This window comes from Hydrogenophaga sp., from assembly GCF_011390835.1.
Taxonomy (GTDB): Bacteria; Pseudomonadota; Gammaproteobacteria; order Burkholderiales; family Burkholderiaceae_C; genus Hydrogenophaga.
Genome location: NZ_JAABRQ010000002.1, coordinates 43875 through 69837 on the forward strand (window position 1 = coordinate 43875; position 25963 = coordinate 69837).

Genomic DNA, 25963 nt, shown 5'->3' on the forward strand with positions numbered 1-25963 from the left:
GTCTGGGCCGGTACGGCCATGGCCACGGGATAATCGCTGCATGTCTGCTTCCAAAGTCCTGTTTGGCTTCCATGCCGTCGGCGTGCGCCTGAAAACCGCGCCAGCCTCCATTGTCGAGATCTATTTCGAGCCGACCCGTCGCGACGCGCGCATGCGCCAGTTTCTGGAGCGAGCCAAAGAGGCCAATGTGCGACTGATCGAGTCCGATGGCCTGCGGCTGGCCAAACTCGCGGGCAGCCATGGTCATCAGGGCGTTGCGGCCCGGGTGCAGGCGGTCGAGCAGATTCATTCACTCGACACTTTGTTGGAGGACCTGGAAGCGGCGAGCACGGCGCCGCTTCTGCTGGTGCTCGACGGCATTACCGATCCACACAACCTGGGTGCCTGCCTGCGCGTGGCCGATGGGGCAGGCGCTCACGCGGTGATCGCACCCAAGGACCACGCGGCCGGTATCAACGCCACGGTGGCCAAGGTGGCCAGCGGTGCCGCCGAGACCATGCCTTACTTCATGGTGACCAACCTGGCACGCACACTGGGTGAGCTCAAGGAGCGCAGCATCTGGATCACCGGCACCAGCGACGATGCGTCGCAGACCCTGTATCAGGTTGATCTGCGCGGTCCGACCGCGCTGGTGCTGGGTGCCGAGGGGCAGGGCATGCGTCAGCTCACACGCAAGACTTGCGACCAGCTGGTGAGTATCCCCATGCGCGGCGCGGTGGAAAGCCTGAACGTATCGGTGGCCAGCGGCGTCTGCCTCTACGAAGCGCTGCGCCAGCGTGGTTGATGCCGCCCTGCGGTCCCAGGTGCGTCAGTGGATCGTCGAGGCGCCGCGCATCACGGTGCTGAGCGGAGCGGGCATGAGCGCCGAGTCGGGTGTGCCAACTTTCAGGGATGCGCTCACCGGCCTGTGGGCCCGGTTCAATCCAGAGGAGCTGGCCACCGAAACGGCCTTCCGCGCTCATCCGCAGCGTGTCTGGGCCTGGTACGCGCACCGGCGAGAGGCGTTGGCGCAGGTGCAGCCCAACGCTGGCCACTGCGCGCTGGCGGCGTTTGCACTGCGCCACCCCGGCCGCCTGACGCTGATCACTCAGAACGTTGACGGCCTGCACCAGCGGGCTGGCCTGGCCGACACGATTGCCTTGCACGGCAGCCTGCTGGACGACCACTGGCTCGACCTGCCCAGGACCTGTTGCCACACTGAGCCGATCCAGTCTGGCGAGCCGCCGAGCTGCCCTGTTTGCGGCAACCAGCGCCGCCCCTCGGTGGTGTGGTTCGGTGAATCGCTGCCAGGCCCGGCGTTTGCCGCGGCCGAGGCCGCCGCCCAGGACTGTGACCTGATGCTGGTGGTGGGTACCTCCGGCGTGGTCTACCCGGCCGCGGGCCTGGCATTCACGGCCCACCAGCGCGGCGCCCGGGTGGTCATCGTCAATCCCGAGCCGTCCGACCTCGATGCAGTGGCCGATGCCTGCCTGCGCGAGCCTGCGGCACAATGTTTGCCACACCTGCTGGAAAATTCATGAACCGTTCTACCTGCCTTCTTCCCCTGGCCCTGATCACCATTCTGCTGTCGGCCTGCACCCAGGAGCAGCAGAACCAGATCAGCCGGGACATCCAGAACTGGACCGGCACCAACGGCGTGCTGGAGGTGTATGCCGGCGACAAGGTGGTGCGCCGTTTCCTGAAAGTCGACAAGATCAGCACCGCGCTGGGCACTGGCGACAAGACGCCGCGCGCCTACCGCTACGGCTACGGCGTGCTCGACGAAAACCTGAACATGCAGGTCGATCCCGGCGAGAAGAAGGTGTACTTCGAGATCAGCGACTACACGAACGCGGTATTTTTCGAAAATCCGCGCTGAGCCGCTTTAAACCCAGCCGATTGCACCCAGAAGGGCGCCGGCGCCAATCAGCCACAGCAGGTGTATGCGCGTGCGCCAGACCAGCAGCGTCGCTGCGGCGGTGAGCAGGTACAGCGGCCAGTCGCTCGTGGGCTGATCGTGGGCTGCGGTCAGCAGCCAGCCGGTGGCGATCAGCAGCGCGATCACGATCGGTGCCATGCCGGCTTTGAAGGCTCGCACCGTACGCCGCTCGCGATGTTGATGCGCCCAGCGCGTGGCGGTGTAGGTCAGTACCGACGAAGGCAGTAGAGTGGCCGTCATGCTGACCACCACTCCCAGAAGGGCCAGGCCCCAGGCCAGCCAACCAGCCGCCGCGCCACCGCCGGCGTTTAACCCGAGGTTCCAGCCCAGCAATGCGATGAACAACACATTTGGTCCCGGCGCGGCCTGCGACAAGGCGATGGAGGCGGTGAACTGGGCGTCGCTTAGCCAGGCCTGCTGCGTGACCAGGTAGCGGTGCATGTCGGGCGCGGTGGTGATGGCGCCACCCACGGCCAGCAGCGAGAGCGAAGCGAAATGGCTGAACACCGCCAGCCAGTCGATCGCGGTCACCGCGCCTGTCATGGTTTCGCCCTGTCGAGCGCTGGCCGCAGGCCGAGCAGGCGGTAGGCCCAGAGGCAGGCTGCGCCGCCCACGCACAGCAGCACCCACACCAGCTTCCAGCGCAGCAGGGCAATCGCCACAAAAGTCACTAATGCCAGTGCCGCGCAGGTCCGCAAGCCCATGGGGTTTTTGCCCAACGCCACCACCAGCTTGATTCCCGTGGCCGTGATCAGCCCGGCCGCCACCGCACCCATGCCTCGCAGCGCGCCTTGCGCGCTGGCGGTGTCGGCAAACTGGCCGTAAAGCGCGGCGAGTAGCAACACCACGACCAAGGGGGCAGCAAGCATGCCGGCCAGCGCAGCGAGCGCGCCGGGCAGGCCGAAGTGACGCCCTCCAATCATCAGTGACAGGTTGACTACGTTGGGCCCGGGCATGACCTGGGCCACTGCCCAGTCCTCCACGAACTGCTCGCGTGTCATCCAGCGCTTTTTCTCGACCATTTCACGCTGCACCACCGCCAGCACGCCGCCGAAGCCTTGCAACGCCAACCGGGTGAAGGACCAGAACAGGTCGCTTAGCGAGTCGGGTACCGCCAGGGGCGCGTCGTCTACGCTGGCCGCGGACCCGGGCAGGGGCGGTTCGAGGGCCATGGTGGAGCGACTGGCGCGGCGGAGACTCAGATCGCCTCGGCCATCAGGGCCTGGATGCCTTCGACGTCCAGCGGCTTGGTGACGTAGCCCCTGATGATGGGCAATGTGGCGGCGCGGGCGCGGTCGGCCGGTGAGCCCGACGAGGTCAGCATCACCAGCATGATGGTGGGCTTGTCCGCCAGCAACGGCGTGGCTTGCTCCGCGACGCCGAAGCCGTCGAGTCCTGGCATGTTGATGTCCAGGAAGATGCAGGTGGGCACCTGCATGGCGTCGCTGCGAAAAAACGCCAGCGCGTCCTCGCCGCTTTCAAACACCAGCACCTCGCCGGTGAAGCCGGCGCGTTCGATCATGATCTCGTGGTAAACGTTGTCGGCCTCGTTGTCGTCGATCAGGATGAAGCGTTCATACCGGCTCATTGGCACTCCTGGGTGCAGTTGGGGTGGGATCCAGCGGCAGGCTCAGCACAAAGCAACTGCCCTCGCCGGGTGTGGAGGTGACCGAAATCGAACCGCCGTGCTGTTCGGCGATGCGCCGGCAGATCGACAGACCCAGCCCGGAGCCCGCGAACTGCTTGCGCGTGTGCAAGCGCTGGAACATGCCGAAAACCTTGTCCAGATGCTCGGCGGAGATGCCGATGCCATTGTCTCGCACCGCCAGCTGCAGCTGACCGTCGGAGAGCTGGGTCGTGATGTTCACCTCCGGTGCCACGCCAGACCGCGCGAATTTCAGGCCATTGCTCACAAGATTCTGCAGCGCGATGCGCAGCAAGGTGGGGTCGCCCCAGGCGGAGGGCAGTTGCCCAACCACCAGCCGACCGGCAGAGCGCTCTAGCGCCATGGCCAGATCGTCCTGCACCTGGGTCGCTAGCTGGCCCAGATCCACTGGCTGCGGCTGGAGCACATGGTGATCCATACGCACAAATTCGAGCAGGTCGTTGAGCAGGGTCTCCATGCGCTGGCCGCCCTGGCGCACAAAATCGAGGTAACTGCGGGACTTGCCGGGCCAGATGATCCGTTCGTCCGTGGCCAGCAACTCGGCGAAGTTATTGATGGAGTTGATGGGCTCGCGCAGGTCGTGCGAAATGATGTGGATGAAACGCTCCTGCTCCACCGTGGTGAGCTGCAGCTGTTCCAGGGCCTGGCTCAGCGCGTCCTCGCGGTCTTTGCGTTGCTGGATGTCCTGGGCACGCACCACCACACCGAGCACCTGCCCCTCGTCGTCTCGCGCGGGCAGGTATGACACCTCGAACTGCCTTTGGCCCAGATGCGGAAAGTCGATCGGCGACTCGTGAATCACGGATTCACCGGCCAGGGCCCGATCCAGGTACGGCCGGATGATGAGCTCGAACTGCGCCTGTCCGATGAGGTCGGGCACCTGGCGACCCACGATGTCGTCCGGCTGCCGGCCCCAGTAGTCCAGGTGAGCCGGATTGACGAACTGGTAGGTGTGGTCGTGGTCGATGAACGCTTCGAGTTCGCGCCCGCTGGTGAGCAGGGCCTGCATCACCGCGATGTCCTGGCGCACCTTCGCTGCCCCGTGCCGCGCCAGCTCCCGCTGCAGCTTCGTGTGCTCCAGCAGGGTGGTGACCAGACTCGCCAGCGATCGCAATGCCGCCGCCTGACTGGCCGAGAGCTCACGCACCTCTGTGTCGATCACGCAGACCGTGCCCAGCGCCAGGCCGTCCTGGGTGACGATGGGCGAGCCTGCGTAGAACCGCAATGGGCTGGATGGATCGGTCACCAGCGGGTTGTCGCGGAAGCGCTCATCCTGAGTGGCGTCGGAGACCACCATGACTTGATCTGGCTGCAGGATGGCGTGGGCGCAGAATGCGATATCGCGTCCCGTTTCGTTGAAAGCCAGCCCCTGGCGCGATTTGAACCACTGGCGTTTTTCGTCGACCAGCGAAATCAGCGCGATCGGCGTGCCGCAGAGCGAGGATGCCAGGGCGGTGATCTCGTCAAACGCCTGCTGTGGCAGCGTGTCCAGGATCTCCAGGTTGCGCAGGCGGGCCAGCCGTTGGGCTTCGTTAAGGGGCAGGTCGGCAGGTTTCAAGTGGTGGACTGGTCAGGGAGGTGTCGGGGTGAGCGCGGCGAGCGGTTTCAAGCGGGTGATTCTCTCTTGTACCTGAATCGGCTGCGCCATGGGCATACCGCCCGCGGTATCGCGCCTGCTCGCAGGCACAGCAGTGGCCGGACACTGGACCCTCAGACCGACATGCCGCCCGAGACTTCGATCACCGCGCCATTGACGTAGCTGGCTTCGTCGCTGGCCAGAAAGGCGTAGACGTTGGCGATTTCCTCGGCCTTTCCCAGGCGTTTGAGCGGCACTCGATGCTCCATCTCGGCAATGACCTTGTCGGGAATGGTGGAGAGGATGGGCGTGCTGATGAAGCCCGGCGCCACCGCGTTCACCCGCACGCCCTTGGGTCCGAGTTCGCGGCTCCAGGTCTTGGTGAAGCCGATCACGCCGAACTTGCTGGCAGCGTAGTTGGTCTGACCAAAATTGCCGTAAATGCCGACCACGGAGCTGGCGTTGAGGATCACGCCGCTGCCCTGTGCCGTCATGGTGTCGGCCACAGCCTGCGCGCAATGAAACACGCCGCGTAGGTTGACGTCGATCACTTTGTCGAATTGCTCCAGCGTCATCTTCTGCAGCCGCGCGTCTTGCGTGATGCCGGCGTTGTTCACCAGCACATCGATGCGGCCAAATTGTGCGTTCACCTTCGCCACCACCGCGTCGACCATGGTGCGCTGGGTCACGTCCATCACAAAACCGAGCGCCGTGGCACCCAGCGCCTCACATTGTTTGACCGCGGCGTCCACCGCCGACTGCTTCACGTCACAGACGATGACGGTCGCGCCCTCCTGGGCGAATTTGAGCGCGGTGGCCAGGCCGATGCCTTGCGCGGCGCCGGTGATGATCGAGACTTTTCCTGCGAGACGTGTCATGGTGGGGGTGTGAAGCGGGTTGACGAAACAGGTCGGCGAGCGAAATGCCCGCTGGCAATCAGCAGTATCCGTTGGGGAAATGGCGGCAGGCTGACAACGCCCTGACGTCAGTACACCGGCTGGTGTTGGCGCAACGTGGCCTTCACCTCGTCGCTGAGCAAGAAGCCGTTGCCGTACTGGGCCGCCAGCTCGGCGCTGCGGCGCTCAAAAGTATCCAGCCCCATGCCATATGCAAACTGCAGCGCACCCCCGGTCCAGGCGGGGAAGCCGATGCCGAAAATGGAGCCTATGTTGCCGTCGTGCACGCTGGTGAGCACGCCCTCGGCCAGGCAACGCGCGGTCTCCACCGCCTGGCGGTAGAGCATACGGTCCTTGATGTCTTGCAGGTCCCAGGTCACACCGGGCTTTTCGAACAGCTCCTTCAGCTCGGGCCACAGGTGCTTCTTCTGGCCTTCGGGGTAGTCGTAAAAACCACCCCCGGCGGCGCGGCCGGCGCGGTGGTGCTGCTTTACCATGCGCTCCACCAGCGTCTCGCCCGGCGTGGCGGTGTAGGAATGACCTTCTTTCTGGAAGTCCAGCCGGGTCTGCTCCAGCACATGAACGGAGAGCGACAGGGCGGTTTCGTCCAGCACGGCCAGCGGACCCACCGGCATGCCGGCCTGCATGGCCGCGTTTTCGATCACCGGCGCCGGAATGCCTTCGCCCAGCATGACGGCGCCCTCCATGACGAAAGTGCCAAACGTGCGGCTGGTGTAGAAGCCCCGCGAGTCGTTGACGACGATGGGCAGCTTGCCCAGCGCCTGCACGTAGTCGTAGGCGCGGGCCACCGTTTCGTCATCGGTCTGTTTCCCGCGGATGATCTCCACCAGTTTCATCTTGTCGACCGGGCTGAAGAAGTGGATGCCGACGAACTTGGCCGGCTGGGCCGATGCCTTCGCCAGCCCGGAGATGGGCAGGGTAGACGTGTTGCTGGCAAAGAAGCCGCCTTCGGCGAGCATGGGCTCGGTCTCCATCGTCACCAGGGCTTTGAGCTCGCGTTGCTCGAACACCGCTTCGATGATCAGGTCGCAACCTTTCAGGTCAGCCGCACTGGGGGTGGGTGTGATCAGGTTCAGCATGCCTTGCTGCTTCTCGGCCGACATCTGGCCCTTGTCGACGCGCCTTTGTGTGAGCTTGGCGGTGTAGGCCTTGCCTTTTTCGGCGGCCTCCATCGAGACATCCTTGAGCACAGTCGCGATGCCGCGGCTGGCCTGCGAATAGGCGATGCCCGCGCCCATCATGCCCGCGCCCAGGATGCCGACACGCTTGGGCTGGAACCTGGGCACGTCCTTTGGACGCGACTGCCCGCTCTTGATGGCGTTCAGGTTGAAAAAGAACGTGTTGATCATGTTCTTCGCTACTGGATTCACCATCAGGCCAGCGAGGTAGCGGCTCTCGATGCGCAGCGCGGTCTCGTAGTCCACCATTGCCCCCTCGACCATGGCAGCCAGCGCCGCTTCAGGCGCTGGGTAGAGGCCACGCGTTTTCTGCTTGAGCACGGCGGGTGCCACGGTCAGCATGCCCGCGATCTTGGGATTGCTCGGTGTGCCACCGGGCATCTTGTAGTCCTTGCGGTCCCAGGGGTGCTGCGCTGCCTCGGGCTGACCCCGCGCCGATTCGATGAAGGCCAGGGCGCGCGGCATGAGATCCTCAGGTGTGGCCACCAGCTCGTGCACCAGGCCCAGCTTCGCCGCTTCCTCGGGACCGAACAGCTTGCTCTCCAAGATGTAGGGTTGTGCGCCCATCAGGCCGAGCAGGCGGGTCATTTTGGTGATGCCGGTGGCGCCAGGCAGCAGGCCCAGCGTGATCTCGGGCAGACCAAACTGGATCTTGCGGTCGTTCACCGCGATGCGGTGGTGACCGACCAGCGCCACTTCCCAGCCACCGCCCAGCGCCGTTCCATTCAGGCACGAAACCACCGGGACACCCAGGGTTTCCAGCGCGCGGAACGCTTGCTTGATGCGCTCGATTTCCGCGAAGATGCGCGGCGCATCGCTGGCCTGGGTTCGCATCACCCCCTTGAGGTCGGCGCCCGCGAAGAACGTGCTTTTGGCTGAGGCCAGCACCACGCCTCTGAGCTGCGCCTTGTCCTGCACCACCTGTGCAGCGACCGTCGCCAAGTCTTCCTGCCACTGCAGGCACATTGTGTTGACCGGCGAGCCCTGCTCGTCAAAGGTGATGGTGGCAATGCCGTTGGCGAGTTCGTAGCGGATGGTTGGGGTGATCATGTGAAAAGCTCCAAAGAGATGCCCATCGAGCGTGGTTCAAGAACACCGCGGAACTGGCTTTGCCGGGCCGCAGGTGTTGCCTCTTTCAGGGGTGATGCGCGAAGCGCGGCGCGCGTATCGGGTGGTCACCCCCGCTCAATGATGGTGGCAATGCCCATGCCGCCGCCGACACATAGCGTCGCCAAGCCATAGCGCTTGCCGGTGCGGTGCAGCTCGTCCACCAGCGTGCCCAGAATCATTGCACCGGTGGCACCGAGCGGATGGCCCATGGCGATGGCGCCGCCGTTCACGTTGACCTTCTCGTGTGGCACGCCCAGCTCCTGCATGAACCTCATGGGCACGGCAGCAAAGGCTTCGTTGACTTCAAACAGGTCGATCTGGTCGATGCTGAGGCCTGCCTTTGCCAGCGCCTTGCGCGCGGCCGGCATGGGGCCCGTGAGCATGATGGTGGGGTCGGCACCCGAGAGGGCGACCGCCACGATGCGAGCGCGTGGCGTGAAGCCGTGTGTCTTGCCCGCAGCTTCACTGCCGATCAGCATCGCCGCGGCGCCGTCCACGATGCCCGAGGAGTTGCCGGCGTGGTGCACATGGTGGATGCGCTCGACCTGCGGGTACCGCTGAAGGGCCACGGCGTCAAAACCCATAGCGCCGAGTTGTTCAAACGCGGGTTTCAGGCTCGCCAGGCCTTGCATCGTGGTGTTGGGTTTGATGAACTCGTCCTTGGCGAGGATGATCTGGCCGAGCGCATCCCTCACCGCCACCACTGAACCATCGAAGTACCCGGCGGCTCGGGCAGCGGTAGCCCGCTTTTGTGATTCCAGCGCAAAGGCGTCCACTTCGTCACGCGAAAAGCCGTTGAGTGTGGCGATCAGATCGGCGCCAATGCCTTGCGGCACAAACAGTGTGGCGCTGTTGGTTTCCGGATCTTGCGCCCAGGCGCCGCCGTCCGAGCCAATAGGCACGCGGCTCATGCTCTCCACCCCGCCCGCGACAACTAGGTCTTCCCAGCCACTGCGGACTTTCATTGCCGCCATGTTCACCGCTTCCAGGCCTGATGCACAAAAGCGGTTGAGCTGCACACCCGAGCAGCGCCAGTCCCATCCGGCCTTGAGCGCGGCCACCTTGGGCAGCACCGAGCCCTGTTCACCGATGGGCGAGACCACACCCATCACCACGTCGTCCACCGCGGCAGTGTCGAGCTGGTTGCGGCGCTGCAGTTCGCTCAACAGGCCCGCGAGCAGGTTTACCGGTTTCACCTCGTGCAGGCTGCCGTCCTTCTTGCCCTTGCCGCGGGGCGTTCGGATGGCGTCATATACGAAGGCTTCAGGCATGGCTTGTCTCCAGGGCAACGGTTCAAGGGGCGCGAATCAGTATAGACTTTTGCCAAGCAAGCGCTTTGCATAAATCTCTCCCTCCACGTCCGATAGGTGACAGCCATGATTCCACGCACCCTGTTCAACGCCGACCACGAAGCCTTCCGCGACAGCTTTCGCCGCTTCATGGACAGGGAAATTGCCCCGTTCCACGAAGCCTGGGAGGAGCAGGGCTATGTGGACCGCGAGGTGTGGCGCAAGGCAGGTGCCAATGGTTTTCTGTGCATGACTATGCCCGAAGTACACGGCGGTGCCGACGCGGACAAGCTGTATTCGGTGGTGCAGATGGAGGAGCTGGCGCGCGGTGGCTTTACCGGCATCGGCTACGGGCTGCACAGCGAGATCGTGGCACCCTACATCCTGCACTACGGTACCGAGGCGCAAAAGTCGAAGTACCTGCCGCTGCTCGCCAGCGGCGAGATGGTGGGCGCCATCGCCATGAGCGAGCCCGCGGCGGGCAGTGATCTGCAAGGCGTGAAGACCACGGCCATGCAGCAGCCCGATGGCGGCTACCTGCTCAACGGCAGCAAGACCTTCATCACCAACGGCTGGCACGCCGATCTGGTGATCGTGGTCGCCAAGACCAACCCGGCAGCGGGCGCAAAAGGCACCAGCCTGTTCTTGCTGGAAAGCGGCACACCGGGATTCGAGAAGGGCAAGCGTTTGAAGAAGCTGGGGCTGAAAGCGCAGGACACCAGCGAGCTGTTCTTCGACAACGTGAAGTTGCCCGCCGAGCAGCTGCTGGGTGGCGCAGCCCAGGAAAACCGCGGCTTCATTTGCCTGATGGAGCAGCTCCCCTGGGAGCGGCTGCAGATCGCGATCGGCGCGGTGTCGGCCGCACAGGCTGCGATCGACTGGACGGTGGACTACGTGAAGGAACGCAAGGTCTTTGGCCAGGCGGTGGGGGCGTTTCAACACACGCGCTACCAGCTTGCCGAGCTGCAAACCCAGGTGCAGGTGGCGCGGGTGTTTGTGGACAAATGCTGCGAGCTGGTCAACGCCGATCAGCTCGACACCGCCACCGCCAGCATGGCCAAGTACTGGTGCAGCGATCTGCAATGCCAGGTGATGGACGCCTGCGTGCAGCTGTTTGGCGGATACGGCTACATGTGGGAATACCCCATCACCCGTGCTTACGCCGACGCGCGTGTGCAGCGCATCTATGGAGGCACGAACGAAATCATGAAAGAGGTGATCTCGCGCGCCATGGGGCTGGGCGGTCGCTGAGCGGCGGCGCACTTGCCGCTTTCACGCGCGTTACGGCATGCTTTGCGCCAGCCAGGCGGCGATCTGTGTGGCAGCGTCCTGGGTCGCGGCCGTCAGCGCGCGCACGCCGCCGGGGGCGTCTGCCGTGGGTGCTGGTGCAGTGGCTGTGAAGCTGCGCTGAGCTGACAATTCGTTGCCCTTGAGCAAGGTGGCGCGCAGTTGCACCACACCTTGGCTGGAGTTCGGTGCGTCGAATTGCTGGCTGAACTCCTCCAGTTCAAGCTTGAGGGCGTAAGCCGGTGAGCCTTCGCCCGGCGAAAGCACGGGCCCTTGCGAAGTCAAAACGGCGCGCACCCGCTGCTGCAGCAGTTGCCCTGGTGGCATGCTCCAGCGGGCCAGGGCGTAGGGGCGCAGTTCCTGGGCATTGGCGTAGGTGAGGCGAAACTGTACGGCGGTGGTGTCAAGCGAGACGCTGGTCTGCACCTCCGCCAGGGCCAGGGGCGCCAGCGCGGGCACCGCGGGGTTGGACGCGACCGGGGCAGCGGGACCAAAGTCGTACACCAGCTTGGGTGCGGGTGCCTGGGTCACTGCGCAGGCCGATAACGCCAGCGCGGCGGCTGCCGCAGCCAGTCTCCTGGCCTGGGTGGTCCAAGGGATGGCGGAGGAGCGGTCGGTGTGGAGGGGCATGGGTTGGACTCCTTGCGAATTACCGGGTATGGCCAGACACGGACACACGCCAGGGCTTATACAAACGGATTCATGGGCGGCAGTGGCGAACGCGATGGGTGCTTCAGGGCGAAACGAAGCCGGGCTCGCCAGGGCCTGGCGGAGTGCCTCCACTGCCGAAAATCAGGCTGCGTGGTTCGTCGGCCAAGGCGGTGGCCGCTCGATCCACGCTGCGCGCAGCGCTGGTGGCTGCGTTGGCGGTGCGGGCTGCCCCTTCGGCTGCGCGCACCGCGCTCGGCAGGACCACGCTGTTGATGGCCTGAGCGCTTTGAGACAGGTCTTCGGCGCCTTGCTCCAGTCTTTGCAACAAGCCGTTGGGTGCAGTGGCTGCTTTGGCGATGTCGGTCAGCGCCTGGGCGCTGGCCGTGGCGGCCTGGGCCGTGGCGTTGAGCTCAGCCGTCGACTTTTGCAGCGCGAGCATGGTGGCTCGCGTGTCAGCGACCAGGGCGGGGATGTTGGTGCGCTCGGGACCCAGCTGGGCGTCGAGGATGGTCTGTATCCGGTCGGAAGCGGCGCCGAGTTTGGTGGCAGTTTCGCCAATGGCTTGCACGCTGCCCATGATGGCCTGCTGGTTGGCCGGGGACAGCAGCTCACCCACCCGTTCTGAAATGCGCTGTGTCTGCTCCAGGATGAACGAGCCTTGGTCGGCGAACTGGCTCAGCAAGCCCGGGCGCAGGGGAATGCGCGTGGGCTGGTCGCTGTTGGTGGTCAAGGCTGCGCCGGTGCTGGCCTCATTGTCCAGCTGCACGAAGGCCAGGCCCGTCACGCCCTGGTAGCCCAAGGTGGCGTAGGTGCTCTCGGTCAGCGGCACGTCTTTCCTGATGCTAATGCGCAGCAAAACCTGGCCTTTGTTCAAGGGGTCAAACCCAATCTGGGTGACCTTGCCAATGTTGATGCCACGAAAGCGAACCGCCGCCTGTTCAGACAAACCGGTCACAGATTCGGCGGTGGAGAGTTCGTAGATGTCACCTTCCTGTTGGTCGCGCGAAAGCCAGGTGGCCAGTCCGAGCAGCAGTGCGACCACCGTGATGATGAAGGCGCCGGCGGCGAAGGCGTGGGATTTGTTTTCCATAGAGCGTTGTCCTTTAGGCGGGCGGCTCGGGCGCGTCCAGCAAGGCCATGGCACGCTGGCCTCGGCCGCCGCCAAAATAATGCTGGATGAAGGGGTGGGGTGTCGCAATCACCTTTTGGGGCGTGCCCACCACCACGACTTTCTGGTCAGCAAGAACCGCCACCCGGCTGGAGAGTTCGAGCAAGGTGTCTAGGTCGTGCGTGACCATGATGACCGTCAGACCCATTTCTCGGTGAAGGGAGCGAAGCAGCTGGCAGAAGCCATCGGCTCCCTCAGGGTCGAGTCCGGCGGTGGGTTCGTCCAGCAGCAGCAGCGGTGGGTCCATGATGAGGGCACGGGCCAAGGCCACGCGCTTGACCATGCCGCCCGAGAGATCTGCAGGCATCTTGCTGGCGTGCTTGGCTTCCAGGCCCACCATTTGAAGCTTGACCAAAGCGGCGTCGCGCACGAGCTCTGTGGGCAGGTGGCTCAACTCGCGCAGGGCGAAGGCGATGTTGTCCAGCACGTTGAAGGCCGAGAACAAGGCGCCTTGCTGAAACAGCATGCCGACGCGGCTGGTGGCGGCGTTGCGGGAGTTGGCGTGGCCTGCAGCCTCGCCCATGACGCTGATCTCGCCACGGGTGGGCGACTCCAGACCCAGAATCTGACGCAGCAGCGTGGTCTTGCCTGTGCCTGACCCGCCCACGAGCGACAGGATTTCGCCCTTCGCGATTTGCAGATCGAGATCTCGGTGCACCACGAATTCGGGCGCATTGCCACCCCCATAGACAGTCCACAAACCCCGAATGTCCACTGCCGGCTGTTCGCTTGCAAGGCGCGTTGTACTCATACGCCGATGTCCTTGAAGACGATGGCAAACAAGGCGTCGACCAGGATGACCACGGTGATCGATGTGACGACCGATGCCGTGGTGCCTTTACCCAGGCTTTCCGTGTTGGGCTCAACCCGAAGGCCAAAATGGCAGGCAATGAGCGCGATGAACAGGCCAAAGACCACCGTTTTTCCCGTGGCCAGTCCGAGATTGGCCAGCTCGACAGCAGCGGGCAGTGCGTTGATGAAGAAGGTGGGCGAGATACCGAGGGAAATGTCGGCCGCCACCATGCCGCCGAGAAGGGCGAGCACGGTGGTCCAGACACTGATGAGCGGCATGGCGATGGCCAGTGCTAGCGCACGAGGCATGACGAGGCGAAAGCCAGGTGCGATGCCCATCACGCGCATGGCGTCGAGCTCTTGGGTGACGCGCATCACGCCGATCTGTGCCGTGATGGCAGATCCGGATCGACCTGCGACCAAGATTGCGGCGAGCATCGGGCCGAGTTCGCGCACCAGCGAGACACCCAGTAGGTTGACAATGAAGGCGTCGGCACCGAACTGTTTGAGTTGCTGGGCACTCAGGTAAGCCAGCACCACGCCGATGAGAAAACCGACCAGCGCGGTGATGGGCAGGGCTGTTGCGCCGAAGTGGAAGAGGTGGCTTGAGATGTCGCGCCAAGGTCCGCGGGCTGGGGCCCGCAGCAAACGCAGCGTGTCCAATAACAACTGGCCCAGCAGTCCGATGAAGCTGTACAGGTGCTCCAGCAGCCTCAGCACGCTGCTTCCCAGGCTCAAGAAGCGTTGCCACAGATTGCGCGTTGGTTCTGGGGGGGGCGACAACGTGAAGCGCTCAACGCGCTCGAACAAGGCGCGCTGCCCATCGCTCAGGGACAGATTGGGTGGCCAGGCGTGGCCCCAGTGATCCCAGAGCAGCTGTGCGCCAATATGGTCAATGGCTTGAGCGCCCTCTAAGGCCCATGCGGTCGGTGGTGACGTGCCGCCGGCGTGCTGCTTCAGGCTGGCCTGCAGGCCGCGCCAGAGCTGTGCATCAGCCAGCCTCGCCGCAGTCCAATGACCCAAGACCTGCAGAACAGGGCCCTGTGGACCCATCTGTTGCGCGACGCGCGGCGCAGCGTTGCACTCGATCTGGGCGACTTCGGAGGGTTCGGCTGAAATGTGGGCCTGGTTCATGGCGTGAAACTTCGGCAATGGGCCGCGCGACAGGGCGTGGTCCATCATAGTGATCTTGACCAAGCTACTGTGGACAACGAGGCTATCTGTCTTTGCCCTTGGAGCAGCCTTCAAGCCGCTTGTGTGGGAAGGCCTCTCTTAGATGCTTAGAGGACGTCGGTTAGAAGCGAGCTGAAGCAAAGATCAACCGCCAGTGGGTTGGCCAGATTGACTGGCTCCGCGCGACGAAACAACCCCCGTGCTTAAGCAATCCGTGGCGCTTCCGAGCTCGGCCGGCGTGACGCGCGCGGGTCTGCTCGAACTGCCCTGCGCCTGGGCTCTGTTCGCCCACTGCGTCATCTGCTTCGAAGACAGCAAGGCTGCGGCCTTCATTGCCCGAGCTTGGGCCGAGACCGGCGATGAAGTGCTGCGCTTTGATTTCACCGGCCGGGGCGGCAGCGGGGGCTGCTTTTAAGGTGGCGTGAGTGCCGGCAAGCACCATTTCCTGATGGACGAACCGGTGGCGGTGGGGGCGACAACCTCGGCCCCAGCCCCTACAACACGCAGGGAGCAGCGCTCCGTGGACGCTGCGTATGTTTGCGCGGCGCAACGGCTGGCAGCTCTGGAGTGGGTGCGCGGGGCGCTGGTGCACGACAAGGTACACGCCACCGACGGCGAGCGCTGCGAAACACAGTCGGGGCAGATCGATCGCATCGCGTGCGTGATCGTGCTCACTGGCGTGCTGAGTGAAGCGCCGCGCGAACGGCAGATGCCATCGCCGACCGTTGTCCGGTGCACCAGAACTTGCGCAAAAAAGGGGTGTCGGTGGTGACGCAGACCGGCCAGCTGGGGTGATAGTCCCCGGCAGGAAGTAGCCCGAGCGTATGGTGAGGTTACTGGGCGCGATGAGGGTGCCCGGTCAGCTTTGCCCCCTCTAGGAGACTTCCATGCACCACGTCCTCGCCCGCATCACCGTCAAGCCCGACGCGGCCGCGCAAGCCGCTTCCATCCTGACCGAGCTGGTCGCCCAGTCTCGCCAGGAACCGGGCTATGTGTCTTACAAGCTGTACCAGCAATTGGTCACGCCGCATGTGTTCCAAACGGTGGAGCAGTAGCAGGACGCCGTCGCGGCCGACGCGCACATGGGCACGCCGCACGTGGGCGCGGCCATTGAGGCAGCGACCGCGCTGTTTGCATCGCCTCCCGAGATCCTGGCTTACGACAAGCTCGCCTAGGGTGCGGGCCTCAGATTTCGATCACCTGACCCAGCGCTAGGCCGGCTGGCGCCTCGTGGTCAGCGATCACGAACGCGCGGCTGGGGTGTTCACTGGCTTCTGTCAGCAACTCGCGCAGCTGGCGGGTGGAGGGCGCGTCCAGCGCGGCAAAGGGTTGATCGATCAGCGTGAGAGGCGCGCCTGAGGCCATCGCAGCACTCAGCCAGACCTTGCGCTTGCTGCCCGCAGAGAGCATGTACAGCGGTTTGCGCTGGTGTGGCGCCAAGCCCAGCGCTTCGGCCAATTCATGAGCGAGCGCAGGCTGAAAGCCCGGGAAGCGCTCGGACTGAGCGACAAAAAATGCGTTGGCGCTGATGGCGTCGAATGCGTCGGTGGCGGGATCCATCCAGAACACGCACGCCTGAAAGGCCGCGCGGTCCGCCGCCAGGCTCACGCCATCGATCACCACGCTGCCCGACACGTCCGCGCGCACCCCGGCGAGCAATGCCAGCAATGTGCTTTTGCCACATCCGTCATCCCCGCGCACCAGGTGCAGACCGGGCTCGAGCGTGACCGACAGGCCATCAAATAGCGGAGGCTGGTCCGGCCACGCAAAACACAGGTTCTGCACCTGCAGCACGGCTGGGCGGGTCGCATCAGGATGGTGGGACAAGAGCAGGGTCTCAGCGTTGGGCGCAGGTGCGCGTCGCGCGGCTTGTGTTTTAGTAGCCAATGCGGTAACGCAGGCCCTGGTGGTTGAGCACGGCCGAGCGTTGTTCGATGGTTTCGAGCTTGAGGCCGGGGCTGATCTCGCCACCTTCCTGCACTACCTTGCCATTGACGATGAGCATACGGTGGGCTGGATTCTGCGAATAGGTGGAGCCGCTCACGTTGACGGCAGGCAGTCTGGCACGCACATCAGGCGTGAGTTCGGCGAAGCTGCGTACCGGGTTGACGGTGGCGATTGCCGTGGGCGCTGCGGAGGTGGATGCGGTTGAAGCAGCCGGTATTGTCGCCGCCGCCGCCGCCGGTCCTTCAGGCTCAGCTGGCCGTTCGGGGGCGGCGCTGGTTTGACGGGGTGGGCGCGGGGGCTCGGGCGCGAGGATGGGCAGCGTGGACAGGGTGGCGTCCGGGGTGGCGGGCGTGGACTGGGGCGGCGGCGCCCCAGCGGGGGGCTGTGCCGGGGCGACCTCGGGCGGGATCACCAGCGCAGACGCGTTTCGTGATACCCCTTGCCACCACCAAAGACCCAGGGCGCCCGCGAGCAACAAGGAAAGCCCGATCAGCGCGGCGGGCAACCAGCGCCTGGGTGGTGCGGTGACGGGGCGGTCCAGGGTGGGCGCGCTGCGTGTGTGCAGACCAGGGATGTGGCCGCGCTCGCGCTCGGCGTCGGCCCGTTTGAGTGCGTCGAGGATGTAGGACATGGCGTGGCTCTCAGCGCGTGGCGGCAACCAGGCGCGGCTCATCCAAGTTCACCGCCCGGTTCATCAGCATGAAGGTCATGGCGCCGGCAATGCCGTCCACCTCCAACCCGCGGGCTCGCTGGAAGGCTTCGACCAGCTGGCGCAGCGTGCTGGCGCTGGCGGGCAGTTCGCCGCGCGACTTCATGCCCTCCAGATGCGCGCTCAACCAAACCGCCGCCGCTCCGTCGGTGGCACTGCGCAAGGCGCCATCCTGCCCTGGAGGCAGGCGCCACAGGGTGGTGTAGTCGCCGCGCCAGACATCGGCCAATGCGGTGAGTGGCACCAGCCAGCGATCGTTGCCCACGCTGAGCGTGGCCGTTTCGCTGGTGATCTGCGTGACCAGCGCCCAGCCGCGAGGCTGTCCGGGCAGGCGCAGGGCCAGCAGGGCGGGGCGATCGAGCTGGCGCATGCCATGCAGCGTCATGCGGCTGGTGGTGAAGCATTGCAGCTGCTCGCGCTCGGCTCGGGCGCAAGGATCGGCATCGGGCAGGCTCTGGCCCCACAAAGGCCCCAGTTCGCGCACGCCAGCACGCTCGCTGCGCAGCAAAGCTGCCGCCGGCGGAAGGCCAGGTGTGGGCGGTGACAAGACTGGCACGCGTCTGGCGACGAACGCTGGGGTGATCGCGCTGGTGGTCGGGCTCGCGGCCACTGCGGCGTTGGCCGCCGGCGGCGTCACGACCGCTGGCGCCGCAACCACCGTGGGTGCGCTGGGCCGTGTCGCGATCCAGAGCCCGACAAGTCCGGCGGTGAGCAGGGCACCGCCCAGTGCCCCCAGCGCCAGCGTGCCCAGGCGGCGCGACGCGCGGCGCGAGGCAGGCGGTGCGGGAGGGCGCATGGCAGGTGATTCAAACACCTCGGCGGCGGCCTTGTCGACCACCGAGCGATCCACCCGGTCCAGACCGCCGGCATAGGCACCCAGCAGGGCACGGTCGCAGATCAGGTTGATACGCCGGGGGACGCCCTGGGTGAGGGTATGGATGCGCTTGATGGCGGAGTCGGTGAAGGGGGCAGGACCCTTCAGGCCGGCCACCGCAAGGCGGTGCCGGATGTAGTGCCGGGTCTCGGTCTCGGTCAACGCACCGAGGTGAAAGCGCGCGATCACACGCTGAGCCAGCTGTTCCAGCTCGGGCCGGGCGAGCATCTTGCGTAGCTCGGGTTGCCCGATCAGGATGATCTGCAGCAGCTTGCGTTCTCGGGTCTCCAGGTTGGTCAGCAGGCGCAGCTGTTCCAACACATGGCTGGTGAGGTTTTGTGCCTCGTCGATGATGAGGATGTTGTGCTGGCCGGCTGCGTGGCTGCTCAGGAGGTAGGCGTTGAGCGGATCCAGATAGTCCTTGATCGTGGCCGGGCCGATGCCTTCGTGCCTCACCTCGATGTGAAACTCGTGACAAATCGTCTTGAGCAGGTCACCCACGGTGAGCTTGGGGTTGAAGATATACGCCACATTGCAGTGCGGCGGGATCTGTTCGAGGAAGCACCGGCAGATGGTGGTCTTGCCCGCGCCGATCTCCCCGGTGAGCAGCACAAAGCCGCCACCCCCCTCGATGCCGTAAAGCAGGTGCGCCAACGCCTCCCGATGGCGCTCGCTCATGAAGAGATAGCGCGGATCTGGGGCGATGGAAAAGGGCGTGTGTTTCAGCCCGAAATGACCGGCGTACATGCGCTGAGGATAACGGGGGCGCCAAGGCCGGGCAATCTGAGCGGTCGCGAGGTGGTTGGCGACCTGACCGATGTGGGGCTCGCCGCGGTCAGGGCGACGCGCCGCCCAGGCGCGCCGCCACAGGGCAGGATCAGGCGGCCAGGGACATGGCGGGCTTGCTGACCGCCTTGTTGCTGCTGGATGAAGATGACACCGAGCACTCGATATCGCCAGAGAGCTGACCGCCTTCTTCAATCACGACCTTGCCGTAGCGGATCTTGCCGGTGACCTTGCCGGTGGCGTAGATCACCAGTTTCTGGCGCACGGTGAGGTTGCCGTCGAACACGCCGCGGATTTCGGCGATGTCGATCTCGGCCGAACCCTTGAATGCACCTTGTTGCGCTATCTGGATCACGCGAGAGTCCATCGTGGCTTCGACCAGACCTTCGACCACCAGTGTGTCGCAGTCGGTGATCTCGACTCCTTTGAGCTTGATGTTCGGACCCACGGTCAGCTTACTGCCGCCTTCGGGCACGGTGCTGCTGGTGGATGCGGCCGGCGTGATCAGGGTGGCGGACTCTTCGACTTGGGGAGCGCTGCTGGCAGCGGAGCCATAACGCTGGGTGGACAGGCTGCTGTTGATAGGTTTGGTGGGTTCGGGATCGCGTTTGCCAAAGTGCAGTGCCATGTCAGCTCCTTCAAAAAGTGAAGCAGTCATGCTAAAGGCCACGTGGCTTACATTCTGATCGGGTCTGTAAGTGGGGTAACGAGATGCACAGTACGTCTGGTTGCGGGTGTTGCAAGTCTTGTCGTTACGCGGATTTGCCAGAACCCTGCCAAAGTGCAGCGTCGCCCACAGCCGCATCTCTGCAACGATGGGCGGCACGCACCCTGTGGGTGCAGACGTTCAGTGAACGTGAGGTGTCTCGGCGAGCTGACCCCGGATGGCGTCAGCGGGATGCACGCTGTTGTGCCGGTTGATGTGGAAGTTTTGTGGGTTTTTCAGGATACGCTGAAGGATGCCGGCTTCCTTGGTCGGGAATCTGCCTTCCGTGGTCTCGCTGATGCAGTCGCCAGCCTGGCCATTTTGTGGCCAGGCCAGAGCGGCGACCACCGGGCCATTGCTGCCACGTGCATCTTCATGAATGTGGGCTGCCCTGCCGTTGCCTGGCGCCTGATCCAATTCGGCCAGCTGAGCATCGACGACGATGGCGTAGCACAGGGTATTCATGTTCTGCGCGCCGTCGATACCGAAAACGGTGGCGTGACCGCGAGCGTTGGCATCGCCAGCCATCTTGCCCATGTTGTCGATTTCTTCCACGCCGACCAGGTTGGTTTCCAGCACTGGGTTCAAATGCCCCGCCTGTGCACTGGGGACCCAGACGGCGAGGCCGATCAAGCCCGAGTCAGCGATGGAAAGGAGGTGTTTTTTGAGTGTCATGGTGGGAGCTCCAATTGGGTTGATCACATTCGGCGCCCCATACCGGATGCAGAGGCCCTGCAATTGGGTACGCAGCGGAGGGCCAACTGGATTCAAACTTCGATGTTGCTCTTCTGCCAGAAGATCTATAGGTCCCCATTCGGGGTCGGATTCCAATTTCACCGAGCCACCGGCAGCGACTTCTCCAGCCAGACCGACATGGCGCCTAGGGTGTCTGGCCCTGGGCCTTTCGCCGCGCCTCCATCTCCAGCACCAGGGCACGGGCTTCGTCGCCTTCAGGAATCGGCTCGCCACCATCGCGCCACTGCACCGCTGCTTTGAAACCTTGTTCCTGCGCATAGCGGCGAAACCAGAGGCCTTCGGGGTTGTGGCGGGTGATGCCGTCGAACACGGTCGCCATCTGCTGGCTTTGCTCCAAGCCCATGGCCAGCATCACCTGGTTGACCACCAGCTTGTGCATGGCCAGGTGCGAGCGCGGCACGCTGGCGATGCGCGTGGCCAGCTTCATCACCGCGGCATCGAGCTGGTCGGCGGGCACGGCCTCGTTGGCCAGGCCCCAGACGGCGGCGGTGCGGCCGTCGATCACATCGCCGGTGAACATGAGCTGCTTGGCGCGCACGGGGCCGAGCCGGTAGGTCCACATGGCGGTGGTGGGGCAGCCCCAAACGCGGGTGGGCATGTAGCCAATGCGTGCATCGTCAGCCATCACCAGCAGGTCGCAGCACAGTGCGATGTCGCTGCCACCCGCCACCGCGGCGCCCTGCACCTGGGCGATGGTGGGCTTGGCACTGCGCCACAGGCTCATGAAGTCATCGGTGTTGCGCTTCATGAAGGCGTAGTCCTCCATCGGATCCCAGGGATGGCGTTCCTGCTGGCAGGGGTGGTCGATGTCGCCTTCGCCGAAAAGGCTGAGGTCGTAGCCACCACAAAAGCCCTTGCCCGCACCCTCGACCACGATGACGTGGATGGCCGGCTCGGCATTGGCCCATTCCATCGCGGCGCGGATTTCGCGTGGCATGGCGTCGTTGATGGCGTTGAGCTTCTCGGGGCGGTTGAGCAGCAGGCGGGCGATGCGCGGGTTGCGCTCATCGGGCCGGATGCTGAGGGTGCTGTAGTCGGGCATGGGGATCTCCGGTTGGGTGGACCCATGCTAGGCGCACCGCAAGGCCGCTGGCAACTGCGCATGTGACTAGGTACGGTGCCAAAAAAATGCCGACTCGGGCGCGTCGGCATTGGGTGCGATTCGAGGGTTAATCAGTTCCGGCCAGAACCCTGGCGCTTGGGCATCAACATGGGTTGACCACCCTGGTGCCCGCCCATGCCACCGGAACCGCCTTGCATCCCGGTGCCGGGCATGGCGTTCTTGTTCTGTTGCATGTTGCGCAGGCGCAGGTCCATCTGTTCACGGTGCTGCAGGCGAACTTGTTCTCGTTCCTGCTCGGTCCGGGCCAGCCGAATACGCTCCAGGTAGGCGTCGCGTTCGCGCTGCGTCATGTAATCGTGGGCATAGATCTTATCGCGCAGTTGCCGCATGTCTTGCGTTTGCAACTGCTCTTGCGTGCGAAGCTGGTCCTGAGCCAGCGCAGATCCCAGGCCGGTCAAGGCCAGTGTCAGGAGGGTGGCTTTTGCAAAGTTGCTGTGTTTCATGTGTATTCCTTGTGTCGCTTCGCCAACCGGGCGTTGGTCCGGCCTGCGCTTGTGGGTCAGCTTCGGACTGACGATGGGATGAGTTTGCGGCTGCTGAGCGAGTGGGCTTGCGCCGCAGATGCATCCGGGTTCGGCGACCTTATTTCTTGCCGCCCGCGCCAGTCCCAGCGCCAGACGAGCCACTGCTGCCTGTGGCACCACCATCGCGGTGAATGATGGCCACGCCGCGCTCCTTGGCCCGGGCATCCATCTGGGCGCGGTGTTCTGCGCGGATACGGTCGCGTTCCTGGAGCGTCTTGGCGGCGCGCATACGCTCCCGCTGGGCATTGCGCTCCTGATCGGTCATGAGCTCATAGCCGTAGATATGGAGCCGGTCCTGATCGCGCATGCGATCCTGATCTTTGTCCATATCTTTGTCTTTGATCATGTCTTTGTCTTGCGTCCGCAACTGGTCCTGGGTCTTGAGTTGCTCTTGCGCCATTGCGGTGCCCAGGCCAATGCCCGCCAGCGATGCTGCGACGATGAGGGCCTTGATCAAATTTGGCTGTTTCATGAGAACTCCTTGAATGGTTGAATCGAACTTCTTCAAGCGGCTGGGAGGATGTGTACCCCCACCAGTACCCGCTTAAGTATTAGTTTGGGCTTCCGTGGGCGTTTGCAATTGACTTAAGTCAACTAAGCAGGTAAGGAGCTTGCGGCATTTGCGTCGGTCTGTAACGCCGCTTCGCCAGCAGGGGCGCAATCGTGAGCCCGACCCAAAACGCGCATCAACCGTACACTTGATGGTTACCCCTTGTGTATCCATGAACGCCCCCATCGACGTCTCCTTCTTCGCGCGTGCCGCCAAGCCGATCACCAGCTACCGCCCTTACTGGGCCAAGCGGTTCGGGGTAGCGCCGTTCCTGCCCATGAGCCGGGGCGAGATGGAACAGCTCGGCTGGGACTCGTGCGACATCATTCTGGTGACCGGTGACGCCTATGTGGACCACCCCAGCTTTGGCATGGCGGTGATCGGGCGCGTGCTGGAGGCGCAGGGCTTTCGCGTGGGCATCATTGCCCAGCCGGACTGGCAGAGTGCTGAGCCATTTAAGGTGCTGGGTCGGCCCAATCTGTTCTGGGGAGTGACGGCGGGCAACATGGATTCCATGATCAACCGCTACACGGCCGACCGGAAAATCCGCAGCGATGACGCTTACACCCCTGGCGATGTGGGGGGCAAGCGTCCCGATCGCGCGGCGCTGGTTTACAGCCAGCGCTGCCGGGAAGCCTTCAAGGACGTGCCCATCGTGTTGGGTGGCATCGAAGGTTCGCTGCGCCGCATCGCGCATTACGACTACTGGAGCGACAAGGTGCGCCGCAGCATCGTGGTGGACGCGAAGTGCGACCTGCTGCTTTACGGCAATGCCGAGCGTGCGCTGGTCGAGATTGCGCACCGGCTGGCGGCCAAGGAGCGGGTCGAACAGATCACCGACGTGCGCGGCACCGCATTCGTGCGCCGCCCGGGTGACCCCACGGCGGCGGACTGGATTCAGATCGACTCCACCGAGGTCGACATGCCTGGTCGGGTGGACGCCCAACTCAACCCCTACCTGACCACCAGCGAGCAGGCGCAGGCGCAAGGGCAGTCCTGTGCAAAAGAAGACGCTGAGTCGACAGCAAGCGATCAACCGGCCGGCACCAAGGTGCTCAAGTTTGTGCCCAATCCGGCGCTGCAGGGTCGCGTGAGAACGCCACCGCGCGATCGGTCGGTGATCCGCCTGCCGAGCTACGAGCAGGTGAAGAGCGATGCGGTGTTGTACGCCCACGCCAACCGGGTGTTGCACCTGGAAACCAACCCCGGAAACGCCCGCGCACTGGTGCAGGCGCATGGCGAGGGCGCAGTAGCGCGCGATGTCTGGATCAACCCGCCGCCGATTCCACTGACCACGGCCGAGATGGATCACGTGTTTGATCTCCCGTACGCTCGCAGCCCGCACCCGACCTATGCCGACGAACAGGGCCGGCACGACGGCGCGACCAAGATCCCGGCCTGGGAAATGATCCGCTTCAGCGTCAACATCATGCGCGGCTGCTTTGGTGGCTGCACCTTTTGCAGCATCACCGAGCACGAAGGCCGAATCATCCAGAGCCGCTCGGAGGATTCCATCATCCGCGAGGTGGAAGAGATGCGCGACAAGGTCGAGGGCTTCACCGGTGTAGTGTCCGACCTCGGCGGCCCCACCGCCAACATGTACCGCCTGGGCTGCAAGAGCCCCGAGATCGAGGCCGCCTGCCGCAAGCCCAGCTGCGTCTATCCCGGTATCTGTTCCAACCTCACCACCGACCACGGCCCGCTGATCAAGATCTACAAACGCACGCGCGAGCTGCGCGGCATCAAGAAGGTGCTGATCGGCTCGGGCCTGCGTTATGACCTGGCGGTGAAGAGCCCGGAGTACGTGAAAGAACTGGTGCAGCACCACGTGGGTGGCTACCTGAAGATCGCGCCCGAGCACACCGAAGGCGGCCCTCTGTCCAAGATGATGAAGCCGGGCATTGGCAGCTACGACAAGTTCAAGCAGATGTTCGAGAAGTACAGCGAGGAGGTGGGCAAGAAGCAGTACCTCATCCCGTATTTCATCGCCGCCCACCCCGGGACCAGCGACGAAGATATGATGAACTTGGCGGTGTGGCTCAAGCGCAATGGCTTTCGCGCCGACCAGGTGCAGACTTTCTATCCCAGCCCCATGGCCACCGCTACGGCGATGTACCACAGTAACCTGAATCCGCTCAAGGGCATCAGCCGTGACCCGCAGCGGGCCGAGCGGGTTGACATCGTGCGTGGCGAGAAACGGCGCCGGCTGCACAAGGCCTTTCTGCGCTACCACGACCCGAATCACTGGCCGCTGCTGCGCGAGGCCCTGAAGAGCATGGGTCGTGCCGACCTGATCGGCAACGGCAAGCACCACCTCATCCCCACCTTCCAGCCGCTCAACGACGGCGGTTACCAGAGCGCGCGCCGCAAGAACAGCACGCCGGGCGGCAAGGTAGCTGCTGGGAAAACCGGCCAACCGGTCAAGGGACGGCTGCTCACACAGCACACCGGCTTGCCGCCACGGCAGACCGGCTCCGCCACACGCCCCGGGGCGGTCAAGCGAAGGCCCTGATGTTCGACGGCAGCTGAGCTGCTCAGACCACAGGCGCCTGAAACGCCGGCCAGATCAGCCAGGCCAGCATCCCCAGCAGGTTGATCGCCACCGTGGCCCAGTAAATGACCAGGAACGACTTCTTGCTCGACTTGTGGCGCAGGATCTGCTGCGCAAACCAGGCCCCAGGCCAGCCACCCAGCACCGCCAGCCCATGCAGCTGGTTTTCGCTGGCGCGCCAGCCGCCTTGCACCGCAGCCTCCTTGTCGCGCCAGTAGACGTAAAAGGTGGCGAGGTTGAGCATGATCACACCTGTGAGGATGACCCAGGGAAAACGCCCCAGACCAATGCCCACCATCCAGAACAGCAGCCACAGGCCCATGAGGCCGAGCGCGGTCCAGTAAAGCCGGTCTTCGCGTTTCTTGAGGTGCAGCGGCGTGGAGCGGGGCGCAGGTTCGCTGCGCGGCAGCAGCTCGGCAGTCTCGTCCACCACCAGCTTGGGTGCTTCGATGGTGTTGATCTTGGGTGCGACCGACAGCGCGCGCGGGCCCTTGCCGCCCACGTGAATCTCTTCGAACGTGACCGCCATGCCCTCGGTGGGCGCGCGGTTCTCGCTGTAATCGCGGCGGTGAAAAAAGATCTCGGCGGCGGTGTCCGGGCTTCGGATGAAGCCGAACGCCCGCTCCGAGTCCCAGCGCACCACCGTTCCTTGTTTTCGCATGGACCTGCAGCCGTGGTTGAAAGCGCCAAATTATGCCGGTGGCGGGTGCCA

General features: G+C 64.4%; 27 protein-coding genes. 7 read left to right on the forward strand and 20 right to left on the reverse strand.

The window, feature by feature from the left end:
* The first annotated feature begins 40 nt into the window (after positions 1–40).
* From rlmB to GPT34_RS02160, 3 genes are read left to right on the forward strand one after another with little or no spacing between them, the layout of a single operon-like run.
* Positions 41–784, forward strand: a complete 744-nt coding sequence (gene rlmB, locus GPT34_RS02150; protein WP_291009191.1) for a 23S rRNA (guanosine(2251)-2'-O)-methyltransferase RlmB — start codon at positions 41–43, stop codon at positions 782–784.
* Entirely contained in the window at positions 777–1520 is a 744-nt protein-coding gene (locus tag GPT34_RS02155; protein ID WP_291009194.1) for an NAD-dependent deacylase, read from the forward strand. The genes rlmB and GPT34_RS02155 overlap by 8 nt, the downstream gene beginning before the upstream one ends.
* A complete protein-coding gene (locus tag GPT34_RS02160) occupies positions 1517–1858 on the forward strand; it encodes a hypothetical protein (RefSeq protein WP_291009197.1) in 342 nt (113 codons plus the stop codon). Before GPT34_RS02155 ends, GPT34_RS02160 begins: the two co-directional genes overlap by 4 nt.
* A 6-nt stretch (positions 1859–1864) precedes the next feature.
* On the opposite strand, the gene GPT34_RS02165 is transcribed toward GPT34_RS02160, so the two are convergent.
* From GPT34_RS02165 to GPT34_RS02195, 7 genes are all read right to left on the reverse strand, one after another.
* Complete coding sequence (locus GPT34_RS02165; RefSeq protein WP_291009200.1) at positions 1865–2461, reverse strand: chromate transporter; 597 nt, start codon at positions 2459–2461, stop codon at positions 1865–1867.
* Positions 2458–3090, reverse strand: coding sequence for a chromate transporter (locus tag GPT34_RS02170; protein WP_291009203.1), 633 nt, complete (start codon positions 3088–3090; stop codon positions 2458–2460). The genes GPT34_RS02165 and GPT34_RS02170 overlap by 4 nt, the downstream gene beginning before the upstream one ends.
* A gap of 26 nt (positions 3091–3116) precedes the next feature.
* On the reverse strand, positions 3117–3506 hold the full coding sequence (locus GPT34_RS02175) for a response regulator (RefSeq protein WP_291009206.1): 390 nt from the start codon (positions 3504–3506) through the stop codon (positions 3117–3119).
* Positions 3493–5142, reverse strand: a complete 1650-nt coding sequence (locus GPT34_RS02180; RefSeq protein ID WP_291009209.1) for an ATP-binding protein — start codon at positions 5140–5142, stop codon at positions 3493–3495. The genes GPT34_RS02175 and GPT34_RS02180 overlap by 14 nt, the downstream gene beginning before the upstream one ends.
* 152 nt (positions 5143–5294) lie before the next feature.
* Positions 5295–6038, reverse strand: coding sequence for a 3-oxoacyl-ACP reductase FabG (gene fabG, locus GPT34_RS02185; RefSeq protein ID WP_291009212.1), 744 nt, complete (start codon positions 6036–6038; stop codon positions 5295–5297).
* Between the two features lie 107 nt (positions 6039–6145).
* A complete protein-coding gene (locus GPT34_RS02190) occupies positions 6146–8305 on the reverse strand; it encodes a 3-hydroxyacyl-CoA dehydrogenase NAD-binding domain-containing protein (RefSeq protein ID WP_291009214.1) in 2160 nt (719 codons plus the stop codon).
* 125 nt (positions 8306–8430) lie between these two features.
* A complete protein-coding gene (locus GPT34_RS02195; RefSeq protein ID WP_291009217.1) occupies positions 8431–9636 on the reverse strand; it encodes an acetyl-CoA C-acetyltransferase in 1206 nt (401 codons plus the stop codon).
* A gap of 105 nt (positions 9637–9741) precedes the next feature.
* Between GPT34_RS02195 and GPT34_RS02200 the strand changes: the two genes are divergently transcribed.
* Complete coding sequence (locus GPT34_RS02200; RefSeq protein WP_291009220.1) at positions 9742–10905, forward strand: acyl-CoA dehydrogenase family protein; 1164 nt, start codon at positions 9742–9744, stop codon at positions 10903–10905.
* A gap of 30 nt (positions 10906–10935) precedes the next feature.
* Here the strand turns inward: GPT34_RS02200 and GPT34_RS02205 are convergent, their stop codons facing one another.
* The 4 genes from GPT34_RS02205 to GPT34_RS02220 form a co-directional block, all read right to left on the reverse strand.
* On the reverse strand, positions 10936–11571 hold the full coding sequence (locus tag GPT34_RS02205; RefSeq protein ID WP_291009223.1) for an ABC-type transport auxiliary lipoprotein family protein: 636 nt from the start codon (positions 11569–11571) through the stop codon (positions 10936–10938).
* A gap of 103 nt (positions 11572–11674) precedes the next feature.
* Positions 11675–12682 carry an MlaD family protein gene (locus GPT34_RS02210; protein WP_291009226.1) on the reverse strand — a complete coding sequence of 336 codons (1008 nt, stop codon included), beginning with the start codon at positions 12680–12682 and terminating at the stop codon, positions 11675–11677.
* A 13-nt stretch (positions 12683–12695) separates the two neighbouring features.
* The gene (locus GPT34_RS02215) at positions 12696–13511 is read right to left on the reverse strand and encodes an ATP-binding cassette domain-containing protein (protein WP_291009229.1); all 816 of its coding nucleotides are present in this window, start codon (positions 13509–13511) and stop codon (positions 12696–12698) included.
* Positions 13508–14686, reverse strand: coding sequence for an ABC transporter permease (locus GPT34_RS02220; RefSeq protein ID WP_291009232.1), 1179 nt, complete (start codon positions 14684–14686; stop codon positions 13508–13510). Before GPT34_RS02220 ends, GPT34_RS02215 begins: the two co-directional genes overlap by 4 nt.
* Positions 14687–14924: 238 nt before the next feature.
* On the opposite strand from GPT34_RS02220, the gene GPT34_RS02225 reads away from it, so the two are divergent.
* Together GPT34_RS02225 and GPT34_RS02230 are read left to right on the forward strand one after the other, a co-directional pair.
* Positions 14925–15140 (forward strand): hypothetical protein, encoded by a 216-nt coding sequence (locus GPT34_RS02225; RefSeq protein ID WP_291009235.1) that lies wholly within the window; start codon positions 14925–14927, stop codon positions 15138–15140.
* Between the two features lie 472 nt (positions 15141–15612).
* On the forward strand, positions 15613–15780 hold the full coding sequence (locus GPT34_RS02230; protein WP_291009238.1) for an antibiotic biosynthesis monooxygenase: 168 nt from the start codon (positions 15613–15615) through the stop codon (positions 15778–15780).
* Positions 15781–15910: 130 nt separating this feature from the next.
* Here the strand turns inward: GPT34_RS02230 and GPT34_RS02235 are convergent, their stop codons facing one another.
* The 8 genes from GPT34_RS02235 to GPT34_RS02270 all read right to left on the reverse strand — a co-directional run bounded on the left by GPT34_RS02235 (position 15911) and on the right by GPT34_RS02270 (position 22622).
* The gene (locus tag GPT34_RS02235) at positions 15911–16552 is read right to left on the reverse strand and encodes an ATP-binding cassette domain-containing protein (protein WP_291009241.1); all 642 of its coding nucleotides are present in this window, start codon (positions 16550–16552) and stop codon (positions 15911–15913) included.
* A gap of 49 nt (positions 16553–16601) precedes the next feature.
* Positions 16602–17303, reverse strand: coding sequence for a general secretion pathway protein GspB (locus GPT34_RS02240; RefSeq protein ID WP_291009244.1), 702 nt, complete (start codon positions 17301–17303; stop codon positions 16602–16604).
* A gap of 10 nt (positions 17304–17313) precedes the next feature.
* Positions 17314–19002: an ExeA family protein gene (locus tag GPT34_RS02245; RefSeq protein ID WP_291009247.1), complete on the reverse strand. Its 1689-nt coding sequence runs from the start codon at positions 19000–19002 to the stop codon at positions 17314–17316.
* 130 nt (positions 19003–19132) lie between these two features.
* Positions 19133–19669 (reverse strand): polymer-forming cytoskeletal protein, encoded by a 537-nt coding sequence (locus GPT34_RS02250; protein WP_291009249.1) that lies wholly within the window; start codon positions 19667–19669, stop codon positions 19133–19135.
* A gap of 219 nt (positions 19670–19888) precedes the next feature.
* On the reverse strand, positions 19889–20584 hold the full coding sequence (locus GPT34_RS02255) for a CHRD domain-containing protein (protein WP_291009252.1): 696 nt from the start codon (positions 20582–20584) through the stop codon (positions 19889–19891).
* A gap of 43 nt (positions 20585–20627) precedes the next feature.
* Positions 20628–21545 carry a crotonase/enoyl-CoA hydratase family protein gene (locus GPT34_RS02260; protein ID WP_291009253.1) on the reverse strand — a complete coding sequence of 306 codons (918 nt, stop codon included), beginning with the start codon at positions 21543–21545 and terminating at the stop codon, positions 20628–20630.
* 131 nt (positions 21546–21676) lie between these two features.
* Positions 21677–22069 carry a hypothetical protein gene (locus tag GPT34_RS02265; RefSeq protein ID WP_291009256.1) on the reverse strand — a complete coding sequence of 131 codons (393 nt, stop codon included), beginning with the start codon at positions 22067–22069 and terminating at the stop codon, positions 21677–21679.
* 139 nt (positions 22070–22208) lie between these two features.
* Positions 22209–22622, reverse strand: coding sequence for a hypothetical protein (locus tag GPT34_RS02270; protein WP_291009259.1), 414 nt, complete (start codon positions 22620–22622; stop codon positions 22209–22211).
* A 250-nt stretch (positions 22623–22872) separates the two neighbouring features.
* Here GPT34_RS02270 and GPT34_RS02275 point away from each other — a divergent pair, with 250 nt between their 5' ends.
* Positions 22873–25212, forward strand: a complete 2340-nt coding sequence (locus GPT34_RS02275; RefSeq protein WP_291009261.1) for a YgiQ family radical SAM protein — start codon at positions 22873–22875, stop codon at positions 25210–25212.
* 22 nt (positions 25213–25234) lie between these two features.
* Here GPT34_RS02275 and GPT34_RS02280 read toward each other — a convergent pair whose 3' ends face one another.
* The gene (locus tag GPT34_RS02280; RefSeq protein ID WP_291009263.1) at positions 25235–25912 is read right to left on the reverse strand and encodes a cold shock and DUF1294 domain-containing protein; all 678 of its coding nucleotides are present in this window, start codon (positions 25910–25912) and stop codon (positions 25235–25237) included.
* Positions 25913–25963: the final 51 nt, after the last annotated feature.

Bases quoted from the DNA above. Each gene is read 5' to 3' on its own strand.
- rlmB (WP_291009191.1), top strand. From the start codon at position 41: ATGTCTGCTTCCAAAGTCCTGTTTGGCTTCCATGCCGTCGGCGTGCGC.
- GPT34_RS02160 (WP_291009197.1), top strand. From the start codon at position 1,517: ATGAACCGTTCTACCTGCCTTCTTCCCCTGGCCCTGATCACCATTCTG.
- GPT34_RS02165 (WP_291009200.1), bottom strand. From the start codon at position 2,461: ATGACAGGCGCGGTGACCGCGATCGACTGGCTGGCGGTGTTCAGCCAT.
- GPT34_RS02170 (WP_291009203.1), bottom strand. From the start codon at position 3,090: ATGGCCCTCGAACCGCCCCTGCCCGGGTCCGCGGCCAGCGTAGACGAC.
- GPT34_RS02175 (WP_291009206.1), bottom strand. From the start codon at position 3,506: ATGAGCCGGTATGAACGCTTCATCCTGATCGACGACAACGAGGCCGAC.
- fabG (WP_291009212.1), bottom strand. From the start codon at position 6,038: ATGACACGTCTCGCAGGAAAAGTCTCGATCATCACCGGCGCCGCGCAA.
- GPT34_RS02190 (WP_291009214.1), bottom strand. From the start codon at position 8,305: ATGATCACCCCAACCATCCGCTACGAACTCGCCAACGGCATTGCCACC.
- GPT34_RS02195 (WP_291009217.1), bottom strand. From the start codon at position 9,636: ATGCCTGAAGCCTTCGTATATGACGCCATCCGAACGCCCCGCGGCAAG.
- GPT34_RS02200 (WP_291009220.1), top strand. From the start codon at position 9,742: ATGATTCCACGCACCCTGTTCAACGCCGACCACGAAGCCTTCCGCGAC.
- GPT34_RS02205 (WP_291009223.1), bottom strand. From the start codon at position 11,571: ATGCCCCTCCACACCGACCGCTCCTCCGCCATCCCTTGGACCACCCAG.
- GPT34_RS02210 (WP_291009226.1), bottom strand. From the start codon at position 12,682: ATGGAAAACAAATCCCACGCCTTCGCCGCCGGCGCCTTCATCATCACG.
- GPT34_RS02215 (WP_291009229.1), bottom strand. From the start codon at position 13,511: ATGAGTACAACGCGCCTTGCAAGCGAACAGCCGGCAGTGGACATTCGG.
- GPT34_RS02220 (WP_291009232.1), bottom strand. From the start codon at position 14,686: ATGAACCAGGCCCACATTTCAGCCGAACCCTCCGAAGTCGCCCAGATC.
- GPT34_RS02230 (WP_291009238.1), top strand. From the start codon at position 15,613: ATGCACCACGTCCTCGCCCGCATCACCGTCAAGCCCGACGCGGCCGCG.
- GPT34_RS02240 (WP_291009244.1), bottom strand. From the start codon at position 17,303: ATGTCCTACATCCTCGACGCACTCAAACGGGCCGACGCCGAGCGCGAG.
- GPT34_RS02245 (WP_291009247.1), bottom strand. From the start codon at position 19,002: ATGTACGCCGGTCATTTCGGGCTGAAACACACGCCCTTTTCCATCGCC.
- GPT34_RS02250 (WP_291009249.1), bottom strand. From the start codon at position 19,669: ATGGCACTGCACTTTGGCAAACGCGATCCCGAACCCACCAAACCTATC.
- GPT34_RS02260 (WP_291009253.1), bottom strand. From the start codon at position 21,545: ATGCCCGACTACAGCACCCTCAGCATCCGGCCCGATGAGCGCAACCCG.
- GPT34_RS02265 (WP_291009256.1), bottom strand. From the start codon at position 22,069: ATGAAACACAGCAACTTTGCAAAAGCCACCCTCCTGACACTGGCCTTG.
- GPT34_RS02270 (WP_291009259.1), bottom strand. From the start codon at position 22,622: ATGAAACAGCCAAATTTGATCAAGGCCCTCATCGTCGCAGCATCGCTG.
- GPT34_RS02275 (WP_291009261.1), top strand. From the start codon at position 22,873: ATGAACGCCCCCATCGACGTCTCCTTCTTCGCGCGTGCCGCCAAGCCG.
- GPT34_RS02280 (WP_291009263.1), bottom strand. From the start codon at position 25,912: ATGCGAAAACAAGGAACGGTGGTGCGCTGGGACTCGGAGCGGGCGTTC.